15 protein-coding genes and 1 tRNA gene are annotated in these 17,041 nt (G+C 57.3%); 6 read left to right on the top strand and 10 right to left on the bottom strand.

Annotation, left to right across the window (positions count from 1 at the left end; translation table 11 throughout):
- The first annotated feature begins 15 nt into the window (after positions 1 to 15).
- Genes JHL21_RS14945 through JHL21_RS14955 form a run of 3 tightly spaced genes read left to right on the top strand, consistent with a single transcriptional unit; the run spans position 16 to position 2,944 of the window.
- Positions 16 to 1,080 (top strand): iron chelate uptake ABC transporter family permease subunit, encoded by a 1,065-nt coding sequence (locus JHL21_RS14945; protein WP_254082077.1) that lies wholly within the window; start codon positions 16 to 18, stop codon positions 1,078 to 1,080.
- Entirely contained in the window at positions 1,077 to 2,126 is a 1,050-nt protein-coding gene (locus JHL21_RS14950; RefSeq protein WP_200214320.1) for an iron chelate uptake ABC transporter family permease subunit, read from the top strand. The genes JHL21_RS14945 and JHL21_RS14950 overlap by 4 nt, the downstream gene beginning before the upstream one ends.
- Positions 2,126 to 2,944, top strand: coding sequence for an ABC transporter ATP-binding protein (locus JHL21_RS14955; RefSeq protein ID WP_200214322.1), 819 nt, complete (start codon positions 2,126 to 2,128; stop codon positions 2,942 to 2,944). The genes JHL21_RS14950 and JHL21_RS14955 overlap by 1 nt, the downstream gene beginning before the upstream one ends.
- 55 nt (positions 2,945 to 2,999) lie before the next feature.
- Here JHL21_RS14955 and JHL21_RS14960 read toward each other — a convergent pair whose 3' ends face one another.
- The 5 genes from JHL21_RS14960 to JHL21_RS14980 form a co-directional block, all read right to left on the bottom strand.
- Positions 3,000 to 5,006 (bottom strand): aldo/keto reductase, encoded by a 2,007-nt coding sequence (locus JHL21_RS14960; protein ID WP_200214323.1) that lies wholly within the window; start codon positions 5,004 to 5,006, stop codon positions 3,000 to 3,002.
- A gap of 64 nt (positions 5,007 to 5,070) precedes the next feature.
- Positions 5,071 to 6,150, bottom strand: a complete 1,080-nt coding sequence (locus tag JHL21_RS14965; RefSeq protein WP_169194089.1) for an ABC transporter ATP-binding protein — start codon at positions 6,148 to 6,150, stop codon at positions 5,071 to 5,073.
- A 10-nt stretch (positions 6,151 to 6,160) separates the two neighbouring features.
- Positions 6,161 to 6,973, bottom strand: coding sequence for a carbohydrate ABC transporter permease (locus JHL21_RS14970; protein ID WP_169194088.1), 813 nt, complete (start codon positions 6,971 to 6,973; stop codon positions 6,161 to 6,163).
- On the bottom strand, positions 6,970 to 7,860 hold the full coding sequence (locus tag JHL21_RS14975; protein ID WP_169194087.1) for a carbohydrate ABC transporter permease: 891 nt from the start codon (positions 7,858 to 7,860) through the stop codon (positions 6,970 to 6,972). The genes JHL21_RS14970 and JHL21_RS14975 overlap by 4 nt, the downstream gene beginning before the upstream one ends.
- A 71-nt stretch (positions 7,861 to 7,931) precedes the next feature.
- Positions 7,932 to 9,206, bottom strand: coding sequence for an ABC transporter substrate-binding protein (locus JHL21_RS14980; protein WP_200214325.1), 1,275 nt, complete (start codon positions 9,204 to 9,206; stop codon positions 7,932 to 7,934).
- 133 nt (positions 9,207 to 9,339) lie between these two features.
- On the opposite strand from JHL21_RS14980, the gene JHL21_RS14985 reads away from it, so the two are divergent.
- Positions 9,340 to 10,218: a helix-turn-helix domain-containing protein gene (locus JHL21_RS14985; RefSeq protein WP_248308858.1), complete on the top strand. Its 879-nt coding sequence runs from the start codon at positions 9,340 to 9,342 to the stop codon at positions 10,216 to 10,218.
- A 19-nt stretch (positions 10,219 to 10,237) separates the two neighbouring features.
- On the opposite strand, the gene JHL21_RS14990 is transcribed toward JHL21_RS14985, so the two are convergent.
- The 5 genes from JHL21_RS14990 to JHL21_RS15010 all read right to left on the bottom strand — a co-directional run bounded on the left by JHL21_RS14990 (position 10,238) and on the right by JHL21_RS15010 (position 15,238).
- Positions 10,238 to 10,537: a hypothetical protein gene (locus JHL21_RS14990; protein WP_169194085.1), complete on the bottom strand. Its 300-nt coding sequence runs from the start codon at positions 10,535 to 10,537 to the stop codon at positions 10,238 to 10,240.
- 149 nt (positions 10,538 to 10,686) lie between these two features.
- Entirely contained in the window at positions 10,687 to 11,364 is a 678-nt protein-coding gene (locus JHL21_RS14995) for an outer membrane protein (RefSeq protein WP_200214326.1), read from the bottom strand.
- A 329-nt stretch (positions 11,365 to 11,693) separates the two neighbouring features.
- Positions 11,694 to 14,108, bottom strand: a complete 2,415-nt coding sequence (locus JHL21_RS15000) for a methyl-accepting chemotaxis protein (protein ID WP_254082078.1) — start codon at positions 14,106 to 14,108, stop codon at positions 11,694 to 11,696.
- 470 nt (positions 14,109 to 14,578) lie between these two features.
- Positions 14,579 to 14,860: a hypothetical protein gene (locus tag JHL21_RS15005; RefSeq protein ID WP_200214328.1), complete on the bottom strand. Its 282-nt coding sequence runs from the start codon at positions 14,858 to 14,860 to the stop codon at positions 14,579 to 14,581.
- A gap of 301 nt (positions 14,861 to 15,161) precedes the next feature.
- Positions 15,162 to 15,238: transfer RNA gene (locus JHL21_RS15010), tRNA-Arg, on the bottom strand.
- A 77-nt stretch (positions 15,239 to 15,315) separates the two neighbouring features.
- Between JHL21_RS15010 and JHL21_RS15015 the strand changes: the two genes are divergently transcribed.
- Both JHL21_RS15015 and prfB read left to right on the top strand, forming a co-directional pair.
- Positions 15,316 to 15,816, top strand: a complete 501-nt coding sequence (locus tag JHL21_RS15015; RefSeq protein WP_200214329.1) for a peptide deformylase — start codon at positions 15,316 to 15,318, stop codon at positions 15,814 to 15,816.
- Between the two features lie 73 nt (positions 15,817 to 15,889).
- Positions 15,890 to 17,012, top strand: a protein-coding gene (prfB, locus tag JHL21_RS15020; protein ID WP_199530556.1) for a peptide chain release factor 2 whose coding sequence is annotated in 2 segments (ribosomal slippage) — positions 15,890 to 15,958 and positions 15,960 to 17,012 — 1,122 coding nt in all. Because the reading frame shifts where the segments join, the coding sequence is not laid out codon by codon here.
- The last annotated feature ends 29 nt before the right edge of the window (positions 17,013 to 17,041 follow it).

The raw sequence follows: 17,041 nt of genomic DNA on the forward strand, positions 1-17,041 counted from the left end.
AACAAAGGGCTTCTAATGGCGTCGCTATCGATGACAAGCCAAAAATTGGCGCAAGGGGAAGCGAAACGCCCCGGTGTTGTCGATAGCAATCGCTCGCGTCTTTTGGGGCTAATTGTCTGTTCCGGCGTGCTTATTCTTGCGGTGATGCTCAGTCTTGCTATTGGCGCGCGCTATATCCCTGTTGCCACTGTGGTCGACGCTCTGTTTGCCTATAACGATAGCGACGATCACGCCATTATCGCCGGGCTGCGCGCACCGAGGACAATTATGGGCGTGCTGGTGGGGATAGCGCTTGGCTTGTCTGGTGCATTGATCCAAGCGTTGACGCGTAACTCATTGGCCGATCCTGGTATTTTGGGCATCAACGCAGGAGCGGCATTCTTCGTCGTTATCGGCATCGGCTTCTTCGGGGTCAGCGGCATTGGCGGCTATGTCTGGTTCGCACTGGCAGGGGCCATTAGCGCGACAGTGATCGTTTATGTCATCGGCTCGGCTGGTCGGGGCGGGGCAACGCCCTTGCGATTGACCTTATCAGGCGTGGCCTTGGGCGCCGTGCTGGGGGGCGTCACGTCGGGGATATCGCTGCTCGATCCAAGCACCTTTGACCGCATGCGCCAGTGGAGCGCGGGCTCCCTCGTGACGACGGGTTACGAAGCATTATCAACAGTTTGGCCGTTCTTTCTGGTGGGCTTTGGGCTTGCGTTGTTTGTGGCGCGTCCGCTCAATGCTGTGGCATTGGGGAGTGAATTGGCGGCCGCTTTAGGAGCGAATTTGTGGCGCACGAGGACCCTGGTCGTTATTGCAACGACGCTTCTTGCCGGGGCTTCAACGGCCGCGGTTGGGCCCATTGGCTTTGTCGGATTGATGGTTCCGCATGTGGCACGGTGGTACGTAGGTCCTGACCAGCGTTGGATTTTTTCTTACACGGCGGTGTTGGCACCGATCCTGCTTTTGGTCTCCGATATTGTCGGGCGCGTGGTGTTGGCGCCGGGTGAGCTCCAAGTTGGCATAGTGCTGGCATTTATGGGCGCCCCAGTGGTCATTTTCTTGGCCCGAAGGGGCAAGGTGAGCGGATTATGAAAACGCTCGCGAGTGGTCGGCGGACAGTGGTTTTGCGATCGCGGCGCTGGCCGTTTTCTCAGCGCATAGATGTGCAGTCGTGGCTGGTGGTTGGCGCGCTTTTGGCCGTTGCGGGGTTCCTCACAATCCTCTCGCTAGCTTCCGGCGATTTTGCGGTGAGCTTTCCCGATGTGATTGGCGCGCTCCTCGGTCAGGCTGACGGTCGGACCCATATGGTTGTGGTCGAATGGCGTCTGCCGAGGGTCCTGCTGGCGCTGATCCTCGGCGCGGCATTGGGCATGGCTGGAGCGATCTTTCAGTCGCTGACGCGAAACCCGCTCGGTAGCCCCGATATCATCGGATTTGATGCGGGAAGCTATACGGGGGCGCTAATCGTCATCACACTGCTCGGCGGGGGCTATATGGCTGTCGCTGGTGGAGCGCTCGTTGGAGGGCTCGTGACGGCGCTGCTGGTTTATCTCCTCGCGTATCGTCGCGGCGTGCAGGGGTTTAGACTGATCATCGTCGGTATCGGCGTTTCGGCCATGCTGAACTCGCTCAACACGTGGATGTTGCTGCGCGCTAAGGTTGAATTGGCAATGATGGCGTCAGTCTGGGGGGCAGGGAGCCTTAATGGCATGACGCTTGAACGTCTGAGCTATGCTGGCGTGATCCTGCTTGTTCTCATTCCGGCTGCACTGCTACTCAGTCGCCCTTTGGCGCAGCTCGAGTTGGGCGACGATGCGGCGCGCGGTCTCGGTGTCAATGCCGAGAAAAGTCGGGTGCTTTTATTGGTGGTTGGCGTTGGGCTTACGGCTGTGGTCACTGCGACAGCGGGGCCGATTGGGTTTGTGGCTCTGGTCGCGCCGCAATTGGCGCGGCGGCTGACGGGAGACGCTGGCGTGGCCTTGCTACCAGCGGCGGCGATGGGCGGGGTATTGCTGTTGGCAGCAGATTTCATCGCCCAGCGCGCCTTTGCGCCGACGCAACTGCCAGTGGGCATAGTTACCGTGAGCTTGGGCGGCGTCTATTTCGCCTGGCTCCTTATTCGTGAGGCGCGGCGCTGATGACAAATGACAAGAAGTTGCCGGTGCGGCTCGCCGCCGAGAACGCCACTTTTGGCTATGAGCAGCGGATCATCTCGCGCGAGCTGTCCGTCGCAATTCCGGACAAGTCCTTTACCGTGATCGTCGGAGCGAATGCTTGCGGGAAATCGACCCTCTTGCGGGCGCTTTCACGGCTGCTCAAGCCTAGGCAAGGGCAGGTGATCCTCGATGGTCAGTCGATCCACTCGCTGCCTGCCAAGGAAGTCGCGCGGCGCTTGGGCCTTCTGCCGCAAAGCTCGATTGCACCCGATGGTATTCGGGTGGCCGATCTGATCGCGCGGGGACGATACCCGCATCAAAAGCTGTTCCAGCAATGGTCAGAGGCTGATGAGGCGGCCGTATTGGAGGCCATGGACGCGACCAAGGTGACCGAGCTTTCCGACCGCTTGGTGGACGAGCTGTCCGGTGGTCAGCGTCAACGCGTGTGGGTGGCCATGGTCTTGGCGCAGCAAACGCCAATTCTGTTGCTGGATGAACCCACTACATTCCTCGACATCACCCATCAGATCGAGCTGATGGAGCTGATGAGTGACCTCAATTCAAAGAATGGTCAGACCGTGGTCGCGGTCTTGCACGACCTCAATCATGCCTGCCGCTATGCCAGCCACATCATCGCGATGCGAGACGGGCAAGTGGTGGCCGAAGGCAGGCCATCTGACATCATCACGGCGGAATTGGTTGAGGCCGTGTTCGGCCTGCCGTGCCTGATTATAGACGATCCGGTGTCCCACACGCCGCTGGTTATTCCCAAAGGCTTTTCAGGGCGCTACGCTGAATAACGAAAAAGCCGCCAGAGGAATCTGGCGGCTCCTTGATTCAAAACTTTAACAGCGATCAGCCCTGTTCAAGCCACTTCACCTGTTCTGGCGAAAGCTTGATGTCAAAGGCTTGCAGGCTGTCGTCGAGTTCGAGCACGCGACGCGGGCCGATGAGCGGTATGCTCGGAAACTCTTGGGTGAGCACATAGGCAAGTGCAACGTGGATCGGGGACTTTCCGAGTTCCTTTGCCAGTTGCAGGGCGCGGTCACGGCGACCAAAATTCTGGTCATTGTACCAAACCCGGACCAGCTCTTCGTTATCGGTCTTGTCGCGACCAGCAAGGTCGGTAAAGAAGCCGCGCGCCTGGCTTGACCACGAGAAGTTGGCGACCTGACGGTCAATCAGCCATTGCTTATACGCGGGTGTCGAAGAGGTGACGCAACCGTCCCAGATCGGATCGAGCATTTCTGCGAGGGCAAAATTGTTCGACAGCGCCTGCGGCTTGGTCTTGCCGGTGCGTTCGGCATAAGCAATCGCTTCGTCCATACGCTCCTTGGTCCAGTTTGAGCCGCCGAACGGACCACGAATGCGACCGGCCTTCACCTCAGCGTCCATAGCGTCGACGAATTCGCCCACTGGGACATCAAGATTGTCGCGGTGCATGAAGTAGACGTCGACATAGTCGGTCTGGAGGCGATCCAGCGACTGGGTCAGCTGCTTGCCGATCACGTCCGGATAGCAGAGCGGGGAGTGCGCACCCTTGCCGATGAGCACAGCCTGTTCGCGGGTACCGCGGCTGGTGTGCCATTCGCCAAAGAGCTTTTCGGTGTAGCCGCCGCCGTAAACGAAGGCGGTGTCAAAGAGATTGCCGCCACGCTCCCAAAACGCATCAAGCAGAATGGCGCCGGATGCGAAGGTTTTAAAATCTTCAAAGCCGAGCGCAACCGCGGAAGCCTGCTTGGAGAGGCCCGGAATGGAGCGCTTGGGAATGATTCCCGTATTGGCACCCAGCTTGCGGTTGTCGAGCGTGGTGAGGCGGGTCTTGGATTTTTCAATAGAGAATTCGATGCCCGTGTCTGCGCGCCACTTATCGAGAACGCGTAGATTGCCCAGGGTATCATTCCAGCTCATGCCGGGTTCGGCAAATTCCTGACGACCTTCGAGGATCGCCTTGGAGGCCGCGTCGGCTTCAAAGGAATAGACGTGACGGGTTTCGTTGACCGAAACGCTTTCGGTCTTGCCGCCCTTCACGATCTCGATCTTGCCAAGACCCTGATCGCGATTGCCGCCAGCGAACCAGAAGTCTGGCACGTCAATGCGGCCTTGCGAGCCGTGGATATGCAGGACGTTGTCGAGATTGGCCATAACGGCGCAAGAAACCTGCGCGACGATGCCATTGCCGAAGGTGAGGATTGCTGCGGCGGTATCGTCGGTGCCTTCAGCGTTGAGCGCAGCCGTGCCAGCGACCTTTACCGGATCGGCGAACGGCTTGCCGTCCACCGCGCCAGCGAGCAAGCGGGCCATGGAAACGGGATAGCAGCCCACGTCCATAATGCCACCACCGGCCAGCTTTGAAGCAAACAAGCGGTGCTCGGGCTGGAAGGAGCCCATGTTGAAGCCGAAGCTCGATTGGATCATGCGGACTTCGCCGATGGTGCCGGACTTCACCAGTTCAATGATTTTCGCTGTCTGTGGATGCAGGCGATACATGAAGGCTTCGCCAGCAAAAGTGCCAGCCTTGCGGTGAGCGTGGAAGACCGCATCGGCCTCATGCGCGCTTAGCGCAAACGGCTTTTCCACGAGCACGTGCTTGCCCGCTTCAGCTGCCTTGATGGCCCATTCGGCGTGGCCGGTGTGCGGCACGGCGATGTAGACCGCATCAATGTCGGCATCAGCCAGCAGAGCGTCGTAGCCATGCACAACGCGGATGCCGGGGAAGTCGGTGGCGAGGGAGGCGCGGCTTGGATCGCGGGTTGCGATGGCCGCGAGTTCTCCATGCTCGCTATCGAGCAGGCCGCCGCGGAAGGCCTTGGCAATGCTGCCTGGCCCGATGATGCCCCAGCGGATTTTCGTCTTCGTCATAGTCTAAGGTCCTTGGTATGGGACGACACAGCACCGGTCGTCCAAATTTATGTGGCGACTTGGGTCAGCGGATACGCTGGCCGTTGGCGGCAAAAAGGTAAGCCTTGCTCGGATCGATCCCGACGGTGATGCTGGTGGCGCCAACGTCGCTGCGGGCTTCTTCGCGTTCAATGATGATGGGTTCGCCATGCGAATGCGCGTAGACAAAGCTGGTCGAGCCCAGATGTTCGGCAACGTCTATGGCGAACGTCAGAGATGGTCCCTCTGCCGGGGCCGTGATGAAATGCTCGGGGCGCACGCCGAGCGTGACTTTTTCGCCCTTCTTCGCATTCTGGACCGGCAGGGTGACCGCAACGCCACCATGATCGGCAAGGCGCACGGTAGCTGATTGAGCGCTGGCTTCGATAACTTCAGCAGCGAAAAAGTTCATCTTCGGGGAGCCGATGAAGCCGGCGACGAACTGATTGTCTGGATCATCGTAAAGATCGAGCGGACGCCCGACCTGCTCAATCCGACCATCACGCAACACCACGATCTTATCGGCCAAAGTCATGGCCTCCACCTGATCGTGGGTCACGTAGATAATGGTGGTCTGGAGCTCTTTGTGCAGGCGCGCAATCTCGATGCGCATATGCACGCGCAGCTCTGCGTCGAGGTTGGAAAGCGGCTCGTCAAAGAGGAACACTTCCGGCTGACGCACGATGGCACGACCGATAGCGACGCGCTGACGCTGACCACCGGACAGTTCCTTGGGCAGACGGTCCATCAGGGGATCGAGCGCAAGGATTTTAGCGGCAGCATCAACCTGCCGCCGGATTTCGTCCTTGGGGACTTTAGCGAAGCGCAGGGCAAAACCCATATTCTCGCGCACCGTCATGTGCGGATAGAGAGCATAAGTCTGGAACACCATGGCGATGCCCCGCTTGGACGGATCAACATCGTTCATCCGTTTGCCGCCGATCGTGAGATCGCCAGACGAGATGTGTTCCAATCCGGCGATCATCCGAAGAAGGGTCGATTTTCCGCAGCCAGAGGGGCCAACGAAAACGACGAACTCTTTGGACGTGATGTCCAGATTAACGCCCTTGATGACCTCCAAGGCGCCGTAGGATTTGCGGAGTTCTCTGAGATTGAGGCTGCTCATTTGATGTTCCTCACTTTACGGCGCCGAGCATGCCCTGAACGAACTGGCGTTGCAGGACAAAGAAGATGACGAGGGTTGGCAGCGTGGCCAAAACGGTTGTCAGGAGGATCACCCCATAGTCGGGCGTATACGCTGCGGTGAGCGTCGACAGGACGAGGGTGATGGTTTTGTTCTCATTGGTCTGCAGCACGATCAGCGGCCACAGATAGTTGTTCCACGCGCCCATGAAGACGATGATGGTGGCTGCCGCATAGGTGGAGCGCATGGTGGGCAGATAGACGAAAAGGAAGATTTGCCATTCCTTGAGGCCGTCCACACGGGCCGCATCACGCAACTCGCTGGGGAACGCCTTCGTAGCCTGACGGAAGTAGAAGATGATGAAAATCGAAGCGATGCTGGGCAGGATCACAGCGGTGAAACTATTGCTCAGCTGCGCCCGCGAGATCATCACGAACAGCGGTACCATCAGCGCCGCAAAGGGGATCGACAGAAACAGCAGGAGCAGCTGGAAAATGCGCTCGCGAACACGGGAGCGGAAGATCTCAAAGCCGTAACCCGCCATGGACGAAACGGCTAAGGTCAGAACGGTGGAGACAATGGCAATGTAGAATGAATTGCCAAAGACCCGCACGAGATCGACTTGAGCCATCAGATTGGCGAAGTTCTCGAAGAGGCTGGTGCCAACGCTGAGCCTACCGGTGACGATATCGCTCGACTTGTTGGTGGCACCTACCACCATCCAGAAGAAGGGGAAGACCGATAGGAAGGCTGCAAAGGCTAGCAGAGCATAGGTCGCCGTGCGCTTGATCAGATAGCTGCTCATGATGCCCTCCGGCGATCGCGTGCAATGAAGAACTGCATGATGCTGAGAACTGCCACAATCAGAACGATCACCCACGAAACCAAAGCCGAATAGCCAAAGCTTGGCATCATGCGGAAGGTGAGGTTGTAGATGTAGAGTGAGAGGGTCATCGTGCCATTGCCCGGGCCGCCCTGGGTAATGTTGTTGACCTCATCAAACAGCTGCAGCGTGCCGATGGTGGACAGAATGGTGGTGAACAGGATCACCGGCTTGAGCATCGGAACGGTGATCCTCCAGAAGCGCGCCCATGCGGGCACGCCATCAATGCGCGCAGCTTCATAAATCGACTTGTCGATGTTCTGGAGCGCAGCGAGATAGAAGATCATGTTGTAGCCGGTCCACCGCCAGGTGATGGCGGAGATGATGACGATCTTGGCCCAGAAAGGGTCGGTCAGCCACGGGATTGGCGCGCCGATGATATGCAGGCCCATGAGCGCCTGATTGATGACGCCATCGGTCGAGAACATCGACTTGAAAAGGCTTGAATAGGCGATCAGCGAGGTGACGCAAGGCAGGAACAGAAGAGTTCTGAAGAGCCCGCGGAAGCGCAGCGATGGATCGTTCAGCGCCACTGCGAACAGCAGGGCCAAAACGATCATGATCGGCACTTGGATGATGAAGAAGATGATGGTGTTGGTCAGCGCCTGAACGAGCAGGGCGTCATTGGCCAAACGCTGGATATTGGCGAAGCCGCCAAATGAAAAGCTGTTGCCACGCCCTACCTGAAAGCTCATCCAGAGCGACCAGATAATGGGGTAGATCATAAACAGGCCAAGCAGGACCAATGCTGGCATGACAAATGCCCAGCCATTGAACTGCTCATTACGGTCCAAACGCGCTTGCGCCATGTCCGCTCCAATCAAATGCTGGAATTTCTCGGAAGGGGGCAGGCCGGAACCCGCCCCCCGTCGGGGAGGAATTATTGCATCTGCTGGCGCAGCTGAGCGTCCATAGCCTTCAGCGCTTCATCGATATTGCCGCCGTTAGCGATGTTCGGCAGCTGAGCGCGAACAGCGAGGCGAGCTTCTGGCGTGAAGGTGCCGTAGTCGACTGATGGAACCTGAGCGAGCCAATCGGAGAAGTTCTGCCAGACGGGTTCGCCGCTGAAGAATTCGTCGCTGGCCTTGTAGGCGTCGCCATCACGGGCAGCGAGGAGCGAGCCAACAGCGCCCTGATTGATCAGAATGCCCTGGTAGAAATCGACGTCTTCCGCCCAGATGGTCTTGAGGAAGTCGATGGCTTCTTCCTGGTTCTGCGAGGAGGACAGCACGTACCAGCTCGAGCCACCATTGTTGGAATAGTTGGTTGCGCCTGCAACATCATTGAGCTTTGGCATTGGGGCTACGCGCCACTTGCCAGCCTGATCGGCTGCCGACTTAACGGTACCGGTGATCCAAACACCCTGCGGAACCATGGCGATTTCGCCCGAGGTGAACGCGCCGGTGTAGCCAGTCCAATCCGACACTGGCTTGATCAGGCCTGCCTGAGCCATTTCCTGGAAGACTTCCAGGGATTCCTTGAGCGCAGGGTTGTCGAGAATGTTCGGCTCATTCCCTTCCTTGAGGTACCACTGACCGGCGGACAGCATCATCATGATGATCTGACCATCATCATTATAGTCCATGTCGATCAGCTGCTTGCCGGTCTTGGCAAGAATGTCCTTGCCGATCTCGACCAGGCGATCCCAGGTGATGTCCTGAACGTCTTCAGGCTTGTAGCCCGCTTCTTCAAGGTAGTCGGCGCGGTAGAAGAGGCCAGTCACGCCGGAGTCAAACGGCAGGGAGTAGGACTTGCCTTCATATGTTGCCGCCGCGACCTTGTAGTCCGCGAACTTGCTCATATCGATATGGTCCGACAGCGGCACGAATGCACCGGGGAAGGACTGCAGGAAGCGCTGAATATTGTCGTCCTGAATCAAGACGATGTCAGGCAGGCCATCAGAAACGCCAGCGAGCAGCTGGGTCTGTAGCTTCTGGTTGATTTCGTCTTGGGTGACATTGGTCACGACGAATGTGGTGTCGGCATTATTGGCTTGGTAGCGCGCGGTGGCGTCGGCCATGGCGGCGATGTTGAAGTTCGGGTCCCAGGCCCAGACATTCACTTCGCCTGCGGTGGCTGCCGCAAAACCGAGCATGCTCACGCCAGCCATAGCGGTGGCGAGAGTACGTGCAAAACGCGTGCTCACTTTAGTCATAACTATCCTCCCGTTTTCAGTTGCTCTTCCTCTGAGCGGTTCTTAAGCTAGTTGAAGGGAGGAATTGGTCGCTTTGAAACGGCATCCAAAGTTGGCGGATAGTAAGATTGCTCACCAAGCATTCTATGTCGCCTTGCCTAATGGTGTTGAGCGTACGCCAACATCGCTGCATACATTCCACGCACACCCCTTGATTATGACCTCTGCGCACTGGCATGCGCAGGTTGAAATCAATTATATTGTAAGGGGTTGGGCACACTACAAAATGGCGGGCCATGAAGTAACATTCGCGGCGGGCGATCTTGCGATGTTCTGGGGCGGGCAGCCGCACTGGATGTCAGACGGTTCCGACGACCTTGTCTATGCTGGCGCTCATCTTCCGCTGGTACATTTTTTTAGGCTACGGCTCTCGTCCGAGCTTCAATCGCGCCTGATGAAGGGCAATATCCTCATCACACAAGATACGGACGCCTCCGACCCAGTCAGTTTTGCGCGCTGGGACGCCTATGCGCGCTCGGGCGATCCGATGAAGGCGAGCATCGCCGTAGACGAACTGCTGCTGCGCATTGAACGCGTCCGCTTCTCGCCGTTCCGAATGTTACCGGATGATAAGCCCATTGGCACATTGGCCAATGATCAGCACACCTCGCCTCTCGTGGTGCGCATTTGTGAGTTCATCTCGCAGAACTTCCGCGAGGAAATTGATTCTGTAGACATCGCTGTAGCGGCAGATGTTCATCCAAAATATGCGATGACGGTGTTCAAAAAATCGACCGGCATGACGCTGAACGATTACACCAATCTGATGCGGCTCTCTTATGCTCAGGCGCTGTTGATGCGTGACGAGGAGAGCGTTCTCACCATTGCCATGGACAGCGGCTTCGGCTCGCTCAGCGCCTTCAACAAGTCATTCCGAAAAGTTGCAGGCATGTCGCCGAGCGACTTCCGCCGCGAAGTGCGGACACGCCCACCGGTGACGCCGGCAGGCGTTGATCATGTTGTCTATGCATAGCGAAATATTCGGCTAGCGCTCAGCGCTGGTCGATAAGCTTTTTGAAAAGCGACTTCTTTTTGATGCCGTCGGTCGAATGACCTTTGGTCTTGCTCAGATTGATGACCACGACCACATCGCCATCCTGCATATTGGCGCCGGCCATAATGTCTTCTTTCAGGCCAAGCGAATTGCGGGTTGAAGGCACGAGGAAAAAGCTCGAGGTTTCGCCCCAGATGTCACCATCGGCATTGGTCTCGATGGATTTGATCAGTGCATTATAGCGTTCCTGATAATCGCCACCGTCTTCAAGCTTAAAACTGACCGCAAACAACGCCACTGGGAATACTCCTAAATCGTCGTCGCGACCTTAGCGGAGTTAGGGGAGTAGGTCATTAGCAAGATCACCATAGGGCGACCGCCTCCGAGGAGGATTGAGCGCCACACCTGCGGCGCTCCGCAAATTTTCAATGACGGATGTGTCGAGTGTTAGAACTTGAATGCAATGCCGAGGTGGACAGAGTCAGACTTGAACGAGACGCGATTGTCTGCCGACAGGACATTACCAAAGTCAGAGTGGCGGTACTCAAAGCGGCCAATGACATTGTCTGTAACCGCATATTCAGCGCCCAAACCAACCGTCCAGCCGAGATAATTGGCTTCAAAAGTCTCGCTGACCGAACCTCGGTCAAAATAGGTGAATTTTGCGCGAGCAATCGTTGGCCCCACGGCCACGTACGGCATGAAACGATCAAATGCATAGCCAGCACGAGCGCGCAGCGCTCCGTTCCATTTGACGTCCAGATCGGTGTTGAAAATGTCGGGATAGGTATGACCGTAGGAGTAATAGAGGGCGCTTTGGCCCTTTGCGCCGCTCCAATTGATGTCTGCATCTAGGCCCAACACGACAGCATTGTCGAGCTGGTGATTGTAGCCGAGGTAGAGGCCCAAAAGCGCGCCTCTGGGGGCGGGCTTGGAGTAGTCGCTTGGAGCCGGTTCCCAAGCCTGGTAGGCCGTCCCCGACGAATACCCAAGTTGAGCGCCTACATAAGGGCCAGACCAATTCAATTTCGGGCTTGTCGCGTCACCGAGCTGAGGACCCTCAAAGGCCTGTGCAGCAGTGCTCCCCAGCGCAAGCGATGCAAGAACGAACATGAAATTCCGCATGGATACCTCCACTTGATATATGATGAATATATTGTGGTATCATGTGCTTACGCATTAAAAATTACTCACAAGCGTTGATAAGAGATAACTTGGATTCATGTTGTTTTGCACATGAAAGTGTCGCTCGCCAATGCGCTGGCGGTCGGCCGCAGGGCTTTTACCATGCAGCTGGCGCCGTTTGCTTGCTTGGTGGCTTCATGAGATCAAGTGTTAAGGGCGCGCTGCACTATTGCCGCGCGGCAGCTTGGAACAAATTAGGGCCGAAGCTTTGTGCTCCGGCCCTTGAAAGCTATCGTCGTTGCAGGGTTAGCCCCTTGCTGGTTCGAACCTCAGAACTCGTCCCAGTCTGAGTTTACAGCGGTATTGCCGCGGCTGAGATAGGTTTGAGCGGCTGATGGCTGATTGCGGCGCTGGGGGCGGGCAGCAGGTGCTGCAGGAGCCGCCGGAGCGGCCGCGGAGGTGCGAGCACGGGCGTCAGTGCGGAAAACTGCGACAACGCGATCTAGCTCGTTTGCCTGGGCTTCGGTCTGTTCGATAGCAGCATTGGTTTCTTCAACAAGCGCCGCATTGTGCTGGGTCATCTCATCCATCTGGCGGACGGCGATGGTCACCTCTTCAATGGCCGAGGCCTGTTCGCGACTGTCGCGCGCAATGCTGTCCATGAGGCGCGAGTTGGACTTGGCGGCTTCAACCATCGAGGCAAGCTTGCCAGCGGCTTCATCGACAAGGCGCGTGCCCACGGTGACTTCATTGGCCGACGCTTCGATCAGGGCCTTGACGTCGGAAGACGCCTGGGCGGCAGACTGAGCCAAACGGCGGACTTCGACAGCCACGACAGCAAAGCCCTTGCCCGCATCGCCAGCACGTGCCGCTTCAACCGAAGCGTTCAGCGCCAGCAGATTGGTCTGGAAGGCGATATCGTCGATGAGCCCGATGATGTTGGAAATCTTGGCCGATGAGGTCGAGATCTGGGTCATGGCCAAGGTTGCCTTGGTCATCACTTCACCGCCTTCTTCTGCCGTGCGTGTGACCAGCTGCGCGTCTTGGTTGGCATCGCGGGCGCGATCAGCACTCTGGACGACCGTATGCGCGAGCTGTTCCATCGCGGCAGAGGTTTGCTCAATGGTTGCAGCCTGCTTGGTGGTGCGTTCGGAGAGATCGTTTGCGCCAGAGAGAAGCTCGCCAGTCGCCGTTTTGATCGACTGTGAGGTGTGCTTGAGCTGGCTAACAACGTCGCTCAGCGTTTCGGCGACGGCGTTCGCGTCTTCCTTGAGCTTGGCGAAGGCACCGCGATAATCGCCTGACATGCGGACGGTCAGATCGGTGCGAGCGAGAGCGCCGAGCACGACACCGGTTTCGCCAATGCCACGGTCCACAGTTTCGACCAGCGAATTGATGCTGCCTGCAAGGCCGTTCAATTCAGGATCTGGGAACTGGGAATGTACGCGCTTGGAGAAGTCGCCAGCGATGGCGGCATCCACCACTTCGCCGAAGGCAGCCTGCAGATCGGTCATCATATCGCGACGGCTCTGTTCGTCGGCAATGATGCGAGCGGCTTCGGCTTCGGTCATCTGGCTAATTTTGAGGCCGTTTTCGCGGAAGACTTCTACCGCACGCGCCATGCCGCCAATTTCGTCCCCGCCGTCGCGGTACGGAACTTCGATGTCATACTTGCCTTCGGTGAGTTCGCGCATAACTCCTGTCATACGGACGATCGGCTTGGCAATCATACCAGCACCAAGGCGAACCAGCGCCAGTGTGATGATCAGCAGGACGACCGAGGCGATCAGCGCCAGATTACGCGTCTCATTGATCGAGGCGTAGATGGTCGCCGCTGGGATTTCCATGATCAGCGTCCACTCTTCGGACACGCCCGGAAATTTAACGCGGCTCGCAATGGCAAAAAGCTCGGTGCCTGTCGGGTCGATATAGCTTTGGCCAGTGGTGACCATGGCTTCGCTCAGCATGCCAGCCGCAAATTCCGGAGGCATCATCTGGCCGACTTGCGCTGGGTCCCAATGGGCCACCCACTGGGTGTCATGGCTGACCAGCATGATGCGACCGGTGCCAAACGGCTTCATTTCGCCGATGATGCGACCGATCGTATCGAGGGATAGATCCGCTGTGAGAATGCCGATTGGATTGTCATTCTTGCGAATGATTTCAGTGAAGGTGCTGAGCAGGATGGACTGCCCGTTGACTGGATAGGCGTAGGGTGGGGTCACCAGATCGCGGTTTTCGCGCAGTGGCATATCATACCAGCTCTCCGTGCCGTTCTCCGGCGACATGTCGAGCAATTCTGTTTGCAAGCCGTTCTCACTGTTCGTGAAATACGGAACGAAGCGGCCAGTCGCATCTGAATAGGGATGGCCGATATGCAGCGCGTCATTCCCGTCGAGCGCGTTGGGCTCGAAGGCGAGCGTCATGCCAGTGAGGGCAGGGTTCGAGGAGACAACGGCTTTGACCATTTCTCCGAGCTGGTCGCGGCTAAACTGCGCGTGCTCAATCGTGCCTTCAACTGCAGCGCTCAACCCGCGGGCTGTGCCGATGAGCGAGCTGAACTCGCCTTCGACCATCTCCGTATACGAGCTCATGAGGGCGCGTGCCTGCGCCTCTGCTTCGCTCCGTGCGGCGTTGGACATCAGGGAAGTGCCCCCGATCACGATAACTGCCAAGCTGGAGGCGATGATGACACCTGCGCCTGCCATCAGCTTGGTGCGTATAGTTAAATTGGAGAACTTCATCTCTCATGCTTGCCCTGACGTCTCGTTCAAAGACTGAACTTGACGGGCCCTACTGGCCGTTCTTGACCCGATTACGGCCTAAGGTCTTCAGGGGTAGTCATTTAGGCTATTGATACCACCTGAAGCACTTGCGTGTTCTGATCCATTAACTTGCTTCCATGAATCGCGTTAATAGGTGGTAAAGTACTGTGGCTCGTCATCTTCTTTGGCGCTGATTTTTGTTTTGCGACGACTTGCGACGGACTCTGCGGCTCAACCCCGCACAGTCGGCCCTGAACCCAGCGCGGTGCGCTATTCCTGCGGTGAGTTTTCTATCGAATATGATGCCCACCAGAAACGCCAAGTGGGCCGGAATTCCGGGGTGTCAGCAGGCCGCAGTGTTGATTGTACCGGCTGCAATTTACACGTTGAGGGAAGCGGGGAAGCGCATGTGCCGGTGGTGGACCGGCTCGTGCGTTTCCGAGCTCATTTTACTTTGAGGTTGTTTTCGCTGCCTCGTCGGCACGCTGTCCCGGTTCAGTCGGTTCAGCTGGTGGCGCGGCAATGGTACTGACGAACTTGGCGCAGCCACGAGCGGCTTGGACATGGGTGATCGGCGTCGTTCCTCCATTCATCGACCAATTCTGGCCGTTGTCGCAGGTCACCCAGTTTTTGCCGTTGACGCTGTGGATGACATAGGCCTGGGCGGCGGTTACGGGAATGATCAGTAAAGTAGAAGCAAGAGCGATTTTGGCGATAAAGGTTTTCGTCACTTGAGGTCTCCTCCTCGTTATCTGGAGGCAATGTGAGCCCAAGCTGATGAACGCAAGCTGAAGGGGCAGTTCAGTTGTGATTGACCAAATTCACCCTCAATGCCTCGCGTTGTATTGGAAGGAGGGCCCAATTCTTGCTTGTGGCGCAACTTTGGGACCATCTTGCCACGCGCAAAAGCTGACTAGGACCTGAAATCACAGCGCTTCCTGAAACGTAGACCCAACATAACTTTGGAGATACGGCCAGGGGCACTCAAACCTGAACTGGCTGAAATGCGCACTGACAATGTCATTGAAGCTTTGGTGATCCCGGCGGGATTCGAACCCACGACCCCAGGATTAGGAATCCTGTGCTCTATCCTGCTGAGCTACGGGACCAGCCATATGTCGACCTAGCAGCGTCGGAAACAAGTTTCAAGCTATGCGGTCGAGACGGTTTCGATTAGCAGAGATTTATGACCAAACCTGCGCAAATTCTATTTTATCCAGACCCTCGTTTCGCACAACGCGCGGCGCCGCGCCCTGTCGACGCCGCGTTGATCGCGATCGGCGAAACGTTGAAGGCCACAGCTGCCGAGCATCGGGCCTATGGATTGGCCGCCGTGCATATTGGCGATGTGGCTCCGGTCGTTGTGGTGAGCTTTGGCCCGGTTGAGGGCAGGGACTATCGGCTTCTCTATAATCCAGAGGTGTTGAGCACGTCGGATGAGGCAGAGCTCGGTACGGAGGGTTCGGTGTCGCTGCCGGGTATTGAGGTGGAGGTGGTGCGCACCATCTCATGCGTCATTGGCTATGACGATGTGGCCGGTGTGCGCCAAGAAACGGCGCTCTCTGGCTTTGAAGCCCGCGTTGCCATGCATGAAATTGATCAAATGAACGGCATCTTCTTCCTTGATAAGGTCTCGCGGCTCAAGCGGGATGCGGCTTTGCGACGTTTTAAGAAGCTGCAACGCTGAGGGAAACACCCTCACAAGGTTGATCGATTGGTGCGTGTCCGCTAAACGGAGCGCACGTAATAAAGGAATATCCATGCGCGCGGAAATCGAAAAGACCGTCGCCGAAATCAAGCAGGTCCTAAGCCTGCTGAGGAGGCATCTTTGACTGGGATACAGCAGAACTCCGTCTCGATGCGCTAACAGCGCAAACTGAATCACCAGATTTTTGGAACGACCCCGCCAAGGCGCGCGTCACCATGCGCGAGCGCGATGAGCTCGATGTTGCGGTGAAGGGTGTCAAGGAACTCGAAGCCGGCATTCGCGACAATGTCGAGCTGATCGAAATGGGCGAAATGGAAGGCGATGCGGATATTATCCGTGACGCTGAAAACGCTCTGCTCGAGCTTAAGGTTTCCGCTCGCCGGACGCAGATCGAAACCCTGCTGTCAGGTGAAGTCGACGCCAACGACTGCTATGTGGAAATCCACTCCGGCGCTGGCGGCACGGAAAGCCAGGACTGGGCGAACATCCTGCTGCGCATGTACACGCGCTGGGCTGAGCGTCGTAAGTTCAAGGTTGAAGTCATCGAAATGCACGATGGCGAAGAGGCTGGGATCAAATCGGCGACGATTATGATCAAGGGCCACAACGCCTATGGTTGGATGAAGACGGAGTCCGGCGTTCACCGTCTGGTCCGCATCAGCCCCTATGACTCGGCTGCGCGTCGCCATACGAGCTTCTCGAGCTGCTGGGTTTACCCGGTTGTCGACGACAATATCGATATTGAAATTCGCGAAAGCGACCTCAAAGTCGATACCTATCGTGCATCGGGCGCGGGCGGTCAGCACGTTAACACCACGGACTCTGCGATCCGTATTACCCACGTGCCCTCCGGCATCATCGTGGCGTGTCAGCAAGAACGTAGCCAGCACAAGAATCGTGCGACGGCTATGAACATGCTCAAGGCGCGTCTTTATGAGCAGGAATTGCAGAAGCGCGAAGAAGCGGCGAACGCTCAGGCGGCTAGCAAGACAGATATCGGTTGGGGCCACCAGATCCGCTCTTACGTGATGCAGCCCTATCAGATGGTCAAGGATCTGCGCACCGGTGTCGAAAGCGGCCAACCGGACGTGGTTCTTGACGGCGATGTCGATAAATTCATGGAAGCGGCCTTGGCGCAGCGCGTGGGCGTTGCGACTGACGTGACCTCTGACTAATCAAGATGATGAGAAAGGCCCGGGAGACT

This window comes from Devosia sp. WQ 349K1, from assembly GCF_016595685.1.
Taxonomy (GTDB): Bacteria; Pseudomonadota; Alphaproteobacteria; order Rhizobiales; family Devosiaceae; genus Devosia.